This is a genomic window from Ruegeria sp. HKCCD6604 (assembly GCF_013110635.1).
In the GTDB taxonomy this organism is placed as follows: domain Bacteria; phylum Pseudomonadota; class Alphaproteobacteria; order Rhodobacterales; family Rhodobacteraceae; genus Ruegeria.
Map to the genome: position 1 here is coordinate 103,093 of NZ_WVQW01000008.1, position 11,492 is coordinate 114,584.

Here is an 11,492-nt window from a genome sequence, read left to right on the forward strand (position 1 = left end):
GTGAAACATTCGAAGTTTGATGTCATCGTCATCGGCGCAGGTCATGCCGGAACCGAGGCCGCTCATGCATCAGCCAGAATGGGCGCTACAACGGCGTTGGTGACGCTGTCTGCAACGGACATTGGCGTCATGTCCTGCAATCCAGCGATTGGCGGTTTGGGGAAAGGCCATCTTGTGCGTGAGATCGACGCCTTGGATGGCGTCATGGGTCGCGTGGCGGATCAGGCCGGCATTCAGTTTCGATTATTGAACCGTCGAAAGGGGCCCGCCGTTCAGGGGCCGAGAGCGCAGGCGGATCGCGCCCTTTATCGTCTTGCTATGCAACAGGTAACGGAGAAGCAGGATAACCTGTCCGTCGTTGTTGGCGAGGTTGTCGATTTCCTGATGAACGGCGAAAAGGTTGCAGGTGTTGTTCTTTCCGATGGATCAGAACTTTCCGCCCGCGCCGTTATTCTGACGTCCGGTACGTTTCTAAGGGGCGTCATCCATATCGGTGACGTGTCTCGCCCAGGCGGGAGAATGGGGGATCGGCCCTCCATCAAATTGGCTGAGCGGTTGGATGGATACGATCTTCCTATGGGGCGATTGAAAACCGGCACACCGCCGCGTCTGGACGGGCGGAGCATTGATTGGTCCGATCTTGAAAGGCAGGACGGCGACGATGAGCCAACCCTGTTTTCTTTCATGTCGAAATCCGTTGTCGCGCCCCAGATTTCTTGCGGAATTACACATACAAATGCGCGAACGCATGAGATCATTGCGGAAAATCTTTCGAAATCTGCCATGTATGGCGGTCACATCGATGGGGTAGGCCCGCGTTATTGCCCTTCTATCGAAGACAAGATCGTACGCTTCGCCGACAAGGAATCGCATCAAATCTTCCTTGAACCCGAAGGGATCAACGACCACACAATCTATCCGAACGGCATATCGACATCTCTGCCCCAGGATGTTCAGCTGGACTATGTGCGGTCAATCAAAGGCTTGGAAAATGCAGAAATTCTGCAACCGGGATATGCAATCGAATACGACTATGTTGATCCGCGTGTCCTGAGCGCTTCTTTATCCTTGCCGGCTGTTCCCGGGCTATATCTAGCGGGACAGATAAATGGGACCACAGGATATGAGGAAGCCGCGGCTCAGGGCATGGTGGCTGGCCTCAACGCGGCGTTGGAGACCCAAGGGCGGGAGCCCATCCATTTTACACGATCCGACAGTTATGTTGGCGTAATGATCGACGATTTGACAACTCGAGGGGTTGCCGAACCTTACCGCATGTTCACGTCGCGCGCGGAGTTCCGGCTATCTTTGCGTGCCGACAATGCTGATCAACGGTTGACACCGCTTGGTTTGGAGCTGGGGTGCGTCGGAGAAGGGCGCAAGATTCAGTTCGGAGATAAAATGAACCAACTTGAGAGTGTGAAGTTAAAGCTGACGGAACGCACTTACACACCCAAGGAAGTTCTCGCTGCCGGTATAAACGTTAATCAGGACGGAAACCGTAGAGATGGGATGGCAATTCTGGCATTCCCTGATACCTCGTTTGAAGATTTGTTGCCTCTCGTTCCTGATTTGCAGGACGTCGACCCAAAAATCAGGCTCCAGATCGAGCGGGACGCCTTGTATGCCAACTACATTGCCAGACAAAAGCGGGATGTCGAAGCAATGAAGCGGGATGAATCCTATGTCATCCCGCATGAGTTCGACTATTTTGCCTTGGACGGCCTGTCATCGGAGATGAAACAGAAGCTGTCGCAAGCGAAGCCCGCCAATATCGCTCAGGCAAGCCGTGTCGAGGGCGTTACTCCGGCAGCGCTGACGCTTGTTCTGGCAAAACTACGCCGGGATCAAAGAGCTCGTCAGGCATGAAGGTTGATTTTTCGAAGTTTGAAGACCTGAATGTTTCACGTGAAACATTCGAGCGCCTCGTGACCTATGTTGATCTCGTGAAGCGTTGGAATTCTAAGATCAACCTCGTGTCTAAGAACAGTTTGGAGCATATCTGGGACCGGCATATTCTTGATTCCGTGCAAGTCTATCGGTGCGCTGACAGGTTTGATACTTGGGTGGACCTTGGAAGCGGAGGCGGATTCCCTGGTATGGTCTGCGCCATCATCGCTGCGGAAGAAAACCCAGGCGCCGCATTCAATATGATCGAGAGCGACCAGCGGAAATCGGCTTTCTTACGTAGCGTTGCGCGGGAATGCGGCATAAATTGTACGGTGATTTCAAAAAGGATTGAATCGGTTGATCCTTTGGCTGCAAGCATTATTTCCGCTCGAGCGCTGGCTGACTTGCGCACCCTGTTGTCCTTTTGTGACAGGCATTTACACACCAGCGGGACAGCGTTGTTGCCCAAAGGCGCAAATTGGAAAAAAGAGCTGGACGACGCACGTGAGGAATGGAATTTCGAAGCTGAGGCGATTACAAGTTTAACTGAACCTCAAGCCGTTATCCTTAAGATAAATGGAGTATCACGTGGTTGATTTGTCTCGACCTTCAGGGCCTCGGATAATTGCTGTTGCCAATCAGAAGGGCGGGGTCGGAAAAACAACCACAGCAATCAACCTTGCAGCGGGTTTGGCTGAATCCGGGTGTCGGGTCCTAGTGGTTGACCTTGACCCGCAGGGGAACGCTTCTACGGGTTTGGGTGTCGAAGATCGAGACTGGACAACTTATGATCTGATCCTTGACGACGCACCATTGGAGGCCGTCGTTCAGGAGACGGAAATCGAAGGTCTTTTCGTTGTTCCGGCGACCGTTGATCTGAGTTCCGCCGATATTGAACTGATCTCCAACGAAAAACGCAGCTATCTTTTGCATGATGCTTTGAGGCAGCCAGCCATAGATGCGTTTGAACTGGATTTTGTGCTTATCGACTGCCCGCCGTCCTTAAACTTGCTGACCGTGAATGCTATGGTTGCTTCGCATTCGGTGCTGGTGCCGCTGCAGAGCGAGTTCTTTGCCCTTGAAGGGCTTTCACAACTGATGCTCACGATTCGAGAGGTCCGCCAAACGGCTAACCCGGATCTGAGAATCGAAGGTATTGTGTTGACCATGTATGACAACCGCAACAACTTGTCCCGTCAGGTTGAAAAGGACGCGCGTGACAATCTGGGTGAGATGGTCTTTAAAACGAAAATACCCAGAAATGTGCGGGTCAGCGAAGCGCCGTCATATGCGCTGCCTGTTTTGCAATATGACTCGGGATCGCTTGGGGCCATGGCCTACCGGCATCTTGCTCGTGAGATCTTGCACAAGAACAATAAGACCGCTGCCTGAGCGGGAACGAGGAGGGCGACATGAGCGCCAAGAAAGCAAAGTCCAGAGGTTTGGGGCGGGGGTTGTCTGCCCTTATGGCGGATGTGAATCCTGAATCAGAAGGCCGGATTTCAACGGATGCACGCAGACCGGATCTGAAAGTCCCGATTGAAAAGCTGAAAGCCAACCCCAACCAGCCGCGCCGGACATTCATGCCCGAGCAGTTGGACGAGCTGGCAGCGTCGGTCAAGGAAAAAGGTATCATTCAGCCGTTGATTGTTCGCGCGACGGGGTCCGATGAATATGAAATCGTCGCGGGAGAACGCCGTTGGCGTGCGGCGCAGATGGCGCAGTTGCATGATATCCCGGTTATTGTACGTGATTTTGATGATACGGAAGTGTTGGAAGTTGCGATTATCGAAAACATCCAACGCGCGGATCTGAACGCGGTGGAAGAGGCCGCCGGCTACAAGCAGTTGATGGACCGGTTTGGTCATACACAGGAAAAGCTTGCCGAGGCCCTGGGCAAAAGCCGCAGCCACATCGCAAATCTTTTGCGGCTTCTGTCCTTGCCGTTGGATGTGCAAACCCTTGTTATTGAAGGTAAATTGTCTGCGGGGCACGCCAGGGCACTGATTACGGTGGAAAATCCGTCGGAACTTGCGAAACAGATCGTCAAGGATGGCTTGTCGGTGCGCGCAACCGAGGCTTTGGTCAAAAAACAGCAGCAAGGCAGTGCCGAACGTTCCGCACCCCGCTCCAGAAATCTGGATGCTGGAAAGGATGCAGACACACGTGCCTTGGAAAAAGACCTGTCCGCGATCCTGGCGATGAAAGTGTCAATCAATCACAAGGCCGGAACGGAAACGGGACAAGTTGTTCTGACCTACGAAAATCTGGATCAGCTGGACGACTTGTGCGCCAAGCTCAGCCGTTAGGACGTGACCAGATAAAGATCATGACACCGCCCAGCACAACCGCCTGAATGATCAACACGAAAAGCGGTGCTGACAACAAAACAGAGAGTCCGAAAACGGCGGCGATCGAGACGGTTGCCGCCTTTTTTGCGGCTGGTCGAATGGCGCCGGAGCTTTGCCAATCAAGAATCAGTGGCCCAAAAAGGTTATGGGTCACAAGCCAGTTGTGCAGCCGCGAGGATGAGCGGGCGAAGAAAAACGCGGCAAGCAGAAGAAAAGGCACCGTAGGAAGAAGGGGCAGGACAACCCCAACAGCCGCCATGGCAACACAAAGCAATCCCAGTCCGGCCCAAAGATACTGCATGCTCAGTCCAACAGCTCCCCGATGACTGCGTTCAATACGGCGCGCCCATCTGATGTCGCGATGAGGCGCCCGTTGCTGCGCCGAACCATGTTGATGTCGGTCAGATGATCTATGGTTTCAGAGGGAAGAGAGCGGCCAGACAAAGTTTGCCACCTGTCCATATCTAGTCCCTCAGTAATTCTCATACCCATCATAAGGTATTCATTTGCCTGATCTTCAAGGGGCAAAGCGCTGCGGTTCTTTTCACCACAGCCTTGATTGGCGGCATCAAGCCAACGCTGGGGGTTCAGATAGGTTTCGGTCGCGTATTTCTGACCATTCAGGGTAATCCTCCCATGGGCGCCGGGGCCGATGCCCACATAGTCGCCATACCGCCAGTAAATCAGGTTGTGCTGCGATTCTGCGCCCGGTCGGGCATGGTTCGAAACCTCATAGGCCGGCAAGCCATGTGCTTCGCAGATTTCCTGCGTGGCCAGATACATGTCGGCGGCACTGTCATCTTCGGGCAAGCCGCGTAACTTACCGACGGCGTATCGATCCCCAAAGGCCGTCCCGTCTTCGATCGTCAATTGATAGAGCGACAGGTGGTCGATGGCCATCGATAGCGCTTGGGTCAGTTCCTCTTGCCAGGCGTCCAGCGTCTGGTGTTGGCGCGCATAGATCAGGTCAAAGCTGACCCGGTTGAAACAGTTTCGGGCGATGTCAAAGGCGGCGCGGGCCTCTGCCACGGTGTGGATGCGGCCCAGCCGCCTCAGGTCTTCGTCATTCATCGCCTGAATGCCCATCGAAACCCGGTTCACGCCTGCATCGCGATAGGCGGCGAACCGCCCGGCCTCGACCGAACCGGGATTGGCCTCGAGCGTGATTTCCATGTCATTGGCGGGCCGCCACAGGGCGCGGGCGGTGTCGATCACGGCGGCGACAGTTTCGGGCGCCATCAGTGATGGGGTGCCGCCGCCAAAGAAGATCGTGTTCAAAACCCGATCGGGCGTTTCGGCAGCAGATCGGTGAAGCTCGGACAAATAGGCGTCAAGCCATTGTTTCTGATCAATATTTTTGGAAACATGGCTGTTGAAGTCGCAATAGGGGCATTTGGCCTCGCAAAAGGGCCAATGCACGTACAGGCCAAAGCCCCCGTTGCGCCAATCATCCGCCAAAGCAGCCTTTCACGAACATTTCCACCGCGCGACCACGATGGCTGATCTTGTTCTTTTCCCAGCGATCCATCTCGGCAAAGGTAATGTCGTAGCCGTCGGGGACAAACATCGGGTCATAGCCGAACCCATCCTTGCCGCGGATCGGCCAGACCAGATGACCGGGCGCGACGCCTTCGAACACCTCGTCGTGCCCGTCGGGCCAGGCCAGAACCAATGTGCAGCGGAATTGGGCCGTGCGGGGGTGCGGTGCGTTTTTTGCTTCGAGCTCATCTTGGGCGCGGGTCATGGCCATCAGAAAATCGCGGCCATTTCCGGTTTCGGCCCAATCAGCCGTGTACACGCCCGGCGCTCCGTTCAGCGCGTCGATGGTGATCCCGGAATCGTCGGACAGGGCGGGCAGTCCGGTGGCCTGTGCGGCGGCGTGAGCCTTTATCCGGGCGTTGCCGACAAATGTGTCCTCGGTCTCTTCCGGCTCGGGCAGGTCCATCTCGGCCGCGCCCACGACCGTCACGCCAAAGGGCTCGAGCAGATGCGCCATCTCTTCGAGCTTGCCTTTGTTGTGGGTGGCGACCAGCAACCTGTCGCCGTCGAACTTGCGGGTCATGCGGTGGCGGCCCTTTGCGCGGCCGCCAGTTCGGACACGCCTTTTTCCGCCAGATCCATCAGTTGATCCATTTGGGCGCGGCTGAAGACCGAGCCTTCGGCGCACATCTGCACTTCGATCAGTTTGCCGGATCCGGTCATGATGAAGTTGCCATCTACGCCCGCTTCGCTGTCTTCGGGGTAATCAAGGTCCAGCACCGGCTGACCTGCATAAATGCCACAGGACACGGCCGCGACCGGATCAACCAGCGGGTCCGAGATCACGTCGCCGGTCTTCATCAGCTTGTTCACCGCCAGACGCAGCGCGACCCAGCCGCCGGTGATTGACGCGCAGCGGGTGCCGCCATCGGCCTGGATCACATCACAGTCCACGGTGATCTGACGCTCACCCAGCGCAACCCGATCCACGCCGGCGCGCAGAGCGCGGCCGATCAGGCGCTGGATTTCGACGGTACGGCCCCCTTGTTTGCCCGCGGCCGCCTCGCGCCGCATCCGCGTATTGGTGGCACGGGGCAACATGCCGTATTCGGCTGTGACCCATCCCAGGCCCGAGCCCTTGATAAACGGCGGCACGCGATCTTCGATCGTAGCGGTGCACAGAACATGCGTGTCGCCCATTTTGATCAGGCAGGAACCTTCGGCATGTTTCGTGACTCCCGTCTCGATTGAAACGGCGCGCATTTCACTTAAATCTCTTCCAGAGGGTCGCATCGGAATTCCTTTGTTTGCTGGGTTGGGGATAACGCCCCGCAGCGTTACGATGCAACCCCGATTGACCTTTCATTTGCCTGCTATTTAATGACAAACGAGCAGGGGAACACGGATGAGCGAAGCGAGCAAGATTCTGGACGAGATGAACGACCGGTCACGCGAAGTGTTCCGGCTGATTGTCGAGAGCTATCTGGAAAGCGGAGAGCCCGTCGGCAGCCGTACTTTGACGCGTACGTTGTCAGAAAAAGTCAGCGCTGCAACTGTCCGCAATGTGATGCAGGATCTGGAGTTTCTGGGCCTTCTGGATAGCCCCCATGTCAGCGCCGGCCGAATCCCGACGCAGCAAGGCCTGCGAATGTTTGTGGACGGATTGCTTGAGGTCGGCGACCTGGGTGCCGATGACCGGCAGAAACTGGAGCAGACATTAGGCTCTAACACGGGTGATGTTGGTGGAATGCTGGACCGTGTCGGCTCTGCCTTGTCAAACGTGACACAAGGGGCCTCGCTGGTTCTGACGCCCAAGCATGAATCGGAAATCAAACATATCGAATTTGTTTCTCTGGGCCATGATCGGGCTTTGGTGGTTTTGGTTTTCTCGGACGGACATGTAGAAAACCGGCTGTTCACGCCGCCACCTGGGCAAACGCCCAGTTCCATGCGCGAGGCCGCGAATTTCCTGAACGCACTCATCGAGGGGCGGACACTCAGCGAAGTGCGGCGGCAAATGCAGACGCAGATCGATGCGCGCAAGCAGGAAATCGACACTCTGGCGCGTGAGATGGTCGAAAGCGGAATGGCCGTTTGGGACGGAGACGGAAGCGACTCGGCCCGTTTGATCGTGCGCGGGCGCGCGAATCTTTTGAACGAACCCGGTCAGGCCGAGGAACTTGACCGCATCCGCACCCTGTTCGATGACCTTGAGCGCAAGCGAGACATCGCCGAATTCCTTGAATTGACCGAAGAAGGCGAGGGTGTGCGCATTTTTATCGGGTCTGAGAACAAACTTTTCTCACTTTCGGGTTCCTCTTTGGTGGTGTCTCCTTATATGAACGCTGATCGAAAGATAATCGGTGCGGTGGGGGTTATCGGACCCACACGTCTGAATTATGGGCGGATCGTACCGATCGTGGATTATACGGCGCAACTGGTCGGCAAGCTGATATCCGACCGGAGCTAGAGGGTAAAAGATGGCAGAGCCGAAGAACGAAGATTTTCTGGACGATATCGCAACCGCCGAGGCCGAAGAGCTGGCCGAAGAGCTGATGGATATCAGCGAAGAAGAACTGGAACTGGACGCGCTGCGGGCCGAACGGGATGACTATAAAGACAAGTTCATGCGCGCGCTGGCGGATGCCGAAAACATGCGCAAGCGCAGCGACAAGGCGCGCCGCGATGCGGAACAGTATGGCGGGTCCAAGCTGGCCCGCGATATGCTGCCCGTCTATGACAACATGAAACGCGCCCTTGAAGCTGCGACGGATGAGCAGAAAGAAGTGGCTGCTGGTTTGCTGGAAGGCGTCGAATTGACCATGCGCGCTTTGAAGGATGTGTTCCAGAAGCACGGAATCGAAGTGATCACACCCGAAGTGGGCGACCGGTTTGATCCGAACGTGCATGAGGCCATGTTCGAGGCGCCTGTTCCCGGAACCAAGGCAGGAGACATCATTCAGGTGTCCGCCGAAGGGTTTATGTTGCACGATCGCCTGCTGCGCCCGGCACAGGTGGGCGTGTCGTCAACCCCGGCCAGCTGATACGCGCCCAAGGGCACGGCCTTCGGCGAGAGTATTTGGGAAAAGATGAAGGGGCGGTCAGGATCTGGCCGCCTCTTTCAGTTTGTAGATCAGATCGAGGGCTTCGCGCGGGGTCAGCTCGTCCGGCAGGATCTGGTCCAGCATATCGGTGACGGGCGACGCTTTCGGGACCGGCGGCGGGGGCGGTGCGGCGGAAAACAGCGGCAGATCGTCGATCAGCGCCTTCTGCTTGCCGCCCTCACGTTCCGTTTTCTCCAACTGGTCCAGAACCACACGCGCGCGCTCGACGACCGAAGCCGGCAGACCGGCCAGTTGTGCGACCTGCACGCCATAGGACCGGTCGGCCGCGCCCTTGTGGACCTCGTGCAGGAAGATCACCTCGCCGTCCCATTCCTTGACCGCGACAGTGGCGTTTTCGACGCCTTCCAGCTTGCCGGCCAGCGCGGTCAGCTCGTGGTAATGCGTGGCGAACAGCGCGCGGCAGCGGTTGGCGGCGTGCAGATGTTCCAGCGTGGCCCAGGCGATGGACAGGCCGTCATAGGTGGCGGTGCCACGCCCGATTTCGTCGAGGATCACCAGCGCCCGGTCATCGGCCTGGTTGAGGATGGCCGCGGTTTCCACCATCTCGACCATGAATGTCGACCGGCCCCTTGCCAGATCGTCAGAGGCGCCCACGCGGCTGAAAAGCTGGCTGACCACGCCGATATGAGCTTGCTCGGCCGGGACGTAGCTGCCCATCTGGGCCAACAGGGCGATCAGCGCATTCTGGCGCAGGAAGGTCGACTTACCGGCCATGTTGGGGCCGGTCAGCAACCAGATGGCAGCGCCGTCCTCTGCGCTGAGGTCGCAGTCATTGGCGATGAAGGCATCACCGTTTTGCTGGCGCAGCGCGTGCTCTACCACCGGATGCCGACCGCCCTGAACACTGAACGCCCGGGAGGCGTCTACCTGTGGTCTGCACCAGTTTTCTCCGCGGGCCAGATCTGCCAGCGCGGTGGTCTGATCCAGTTCGGCCAGCCCTCGGGCGGCTTGATTAAGTCGCGCAGCGAGGTTCAAAATCTCATCAGAAAGCCTTTGATAGAGCCTTTTTTCGATCTCAAGAGCCAGGTTGCCGGCGTTCAGGATGCGGGTTTCGATCTCGCTGAGCTCAACCGTGGTGAACCGCACCTGGTTGGCGGTGGTCTGGCGGTGGATATAGGTCTCGCTGAAGGGCGGGTTCAGCATCTTTTCGGCATGGGTGGCCGTGGTTTCGATGAAATAGCCCAGCACGTTGTTGTGCTTAATTTTCAGCGAGGCGATGCCGGTGTGTTCGGCGTATTTCTGCTGAAACCCGGCAATGACCGAGCGGCCTTCGTCCCGCAGGGTGCGGGCCTCGTCCAGTTCGGCGTCAAAGCCCGGCGCGATGAAGCCGCCATCGCGCGCCAGCAGCGGCGGGTCGGCGACCAGCGCCTGATCCAGCAGGTCGAGCAGATCGTCGAATCCCACAAGGTTCTGCACCGCAGTCGCCAGCAGCACCGGCAGGTCCTGACCTTCGCAAATCCCGGCGATCGCTGCGGCTTGGGTCAGCCCGTTGCGGATGGCGGCCAAGTCGCGCGGGCCGCCTCGGTCCAGCGACAGGCGCGACAAGGCGCGGTCCAGATCGGGCGTCTTGCGGAGCGCCTCGCGCAGATCGGCGGTGATCAGGCTGTCCTGGGCGGCAAAATCGACCGCGTCCAGCCGCGCGTGAATGACATCCAGATTGCGCGAGGGGCTGGACAGGCGTTGTTCCAGCAGGCGCGCACCGCCCGGGGTTACGGTCCGGTCCACCACCGACAGCAGCGATCCGGCCCGCCCGCCCGACAAAGATCGTGTCAGTTCAAGGTTGCGGCGGGTGGCCGCGTCGATCTGCACGACGCGATCTTCGGATTCTTTCAGCGGCGTTTGCAACAGGGGCAATTTGCCCTTCTGTGTGATCTCCAGATAATCAATCAGCGCGCCCATCGCGGACACTTCGGCGCGTCCAAAGCTTCCGAACGCGTCCAGCGCGCCCACGTGAAACAACCCGCAGATGCGTTTTTCAGCCGCCGTGCTGTCAAAACTGGCCCGTCCGACAGGGGTGAGAGAAATACCCAAATCGCGGACCGGCTCATTCAGTTTTTCCTGCACGCTGTCTGCCACGATCAGTTCCGACGGGGCCAGCCGGGCCAGCTCGGGGCTCAGCCGGACCGAGGTCAGCGGCATCACGTGAAACGCCCCGGTCGATATGTCCGCCCAGGCCAGTGCGGCCTCGTCGCGCACCTCGGCATAGGCGGCCAGAAAGTTGTGGCGGCGCGCCTCCAACAGCGCGTCCTCGGTCAGGGTGCCGGGGGTGACAAGGCGCACCACATCGCGCTTTACCACCGATTTAGAGCCTCTTTTCTTGGCCTCGGCCGGGCTTTCCATCTGTTCGCAGACGGCGACGCGAAAGCCCTTGCGGATCAACGTCAGCAGATAGCCTTCGGCCGAATGCACCGGCACGCCGCACATGGGGATGTCTTCGCCATTGTGCTTGCCGCGCTTGGTCAGGGCGATGTCCAGCGCCTCGGCGGCGTTCACGGCGTCTTCAAAGAACATCTCGTAGAAATCGCCCATGCGGTAAAACAGCAGGGCATCCGCGTGGGCCTCTTTGATTTCCAGGTATTGCGCCATCATCGGCGTGACGTTGGACAAGGCTGCTCCCCTCTGGCGTATTCCGGCGCGACCTTACAAA

Annotated in this window: 11 protein-coding genes; 6 read left to right on the plus strand and 5 right to left on the minus strand. The window is 57.9% G+C overall.

The window, feature by feature from the left end; translation table 11 throughout:
* The 4 genes from mnmG to GS614_RS17465 are packed head-to-tail and all read left to right on the plus strand — an operon-like array spanning position 1 to position 4,199.
* Complete coding sequence (gene mnmG, locus GS614_RS17450) at positions 1 to 1,869, plus strand: tRNA uridine-5-carboxymethylaminomethyl(34) synthesis enzyme MnmG (protein ID WP_171726917.1); 1,869 nt, start codon at positions 1 to 3, stop codon at positions 1,867 to 1,869.
* On the plus strand, positions 1,866 to 2,486 hold the full coding sequence (rsmG, locus tag GS614_RS17455; RefSeq protein WP_171171518.1) for a 16S rRNA (guanine(527)-N(7))-methyltransferase RsmG: 621 nt from the start codon (positions 1,866 to 1,868) through the stop codon (positions 2,484 to 2,486). Before mnmG ends, rsmG begins: the two co-directional genes overlap by 4 nt.
* The gene (locus GS614_RS17460) at positions 2,479 to 3,282 is read left to right on the plus strand and encodes a ParA family protein (RefSeq protein ID WP_152459610.1); all 804 of its coding nucleotides are present in this window, start codon (positions 2,479 to 2,481) and stop codon (positions 3,280 to 3,282) included. Before rsmG ends, GS614_RS17460 begins: the two co-directional genes overlap by 8 nt.
* 20 nt (positions 3,283 to 3,302) lie before the next feature.
* The gene (locus GS614_RS17465; RefSeq protein WP_171726918.1) at positions 3,303 to 4,199 is read left to right on the plus strand and encodes a ParB/RepB/Spo0J family partition protein; all 897 of its coding nucleotides are present in this window, start codon (positions 3,303 to 3,305) and stop codon (positions 4,197 to 4,199) included.
* Here the strand turns inward: GS614_RS17465 and GS614_RS17470 are convergent.
* The 4 genes from GS614_RS17470 to rph are packed head-to-tail and all read right to left on the minus strand — an operon-like array spanning position 4,189 to position 7,013.
* Positions 4,189 to 4,542, minus strand: a complete 354-nt coding sequence (locus GS614_RS17470; RefSeq protein WP_152459608.1) for a YbaN family protein — start codon at positions 4,540 to 4,542, stop codon at positions 4,189 to 4,191. The two genes, GS614_RS17465 and GS614_RS17470, sit on opposite strands and share 11 nt — an antisense overlap.
* 2 nt (positions 4,543 to 4,544) lie before the next feature.
* On the minus strand, positions 4,545 to 5,699 hold the full coding sequence (hemW, locus tag GS614_RS17475) for a radical SAM family heme chaperone HemW (protein WP_171726919.1): 1,155 nt from the start codon (positions 5,697 to 5,699) through the stop codon (positions 4,545 to 4,547).
* Positions 5,689 to 6,303, minus strand: a complete 615-nt coding sequence (rdgB, locus tag GS614_RS17480; RefSeq protein ID WP_171171512.1) for an RdgB/HAM1 family non-canonical purine NTP pyrophosphatase — start codon at positions 6,301 to 6,303, stop codon at positions 5,689 to 5,691. The genes hemW and rdgB overlap by 11 nt, the downstream gene beginning before the upstream one ends.
* The gene (rph, locus tag GS614_RS17485) at positions 6,300 to 7,013 is read right to left on the minus strand and encodes a ribonuclease PH (protein WP_171726920.1); all 714 of its coding nucleotides are present in this window, start codon (positions 7,011 to 7,013) and stop codon (positions 6,300 to 6,302) included. The genes rdgB and rph overlap by 4 nt, the downstream gene beginning before the upstream one ends.
* Positions 7,014 to 7,125: 112 nt before the next feature.
* Between rph and hrcA the strand changes: the two genes are divergently transcribed.
* Together hrcA and GS614_RS17495 are read left to right on the plus strand one after the other, a co-directional pair.
* Entirely contained in the window at positions 7,126 to 8,190 is a 1,065-nt protein-coding gene (gene hrcA, locus GS614_RS17490) for a heat-inducible transcriptional repressor HrcA (RefSeq protein ID WP_152459604.1), read from the plus strand.
* Positions 8,191 to 8,200: 10 nt separating this feature from the next.
* Positions 8,201 to 8,764: a nucleotide exchange factor GrpE gene (locus GS614_RS17495; RefSeq protein WP_171116719.1), complete on the plus strand. Its 564-nt coding sequence runs from the start codon at positions 8,201 to 8,203 to the stop codon at positions 8,762 to 8,764.
* Positions 8,765 to 8,821: 57 nt separating this feature from the next.
* Here GS614_RS17495 and mutS read toward each other — a convergent pair whose 3' ends face one another.
* Positions 8,822 to 11,434, minus strand: coding sequence for a DNA mismatch repair protein MutS (gene mutS, locus GS614_RS17500; protein WP_171726952.1), 2,613 nt, complete (start codon positions 11,432 to 11,434; stop codon positions 8,822 to 8,824).
* Positions 11,435 to 11,492: the final 58 nt, after the last annotated feature.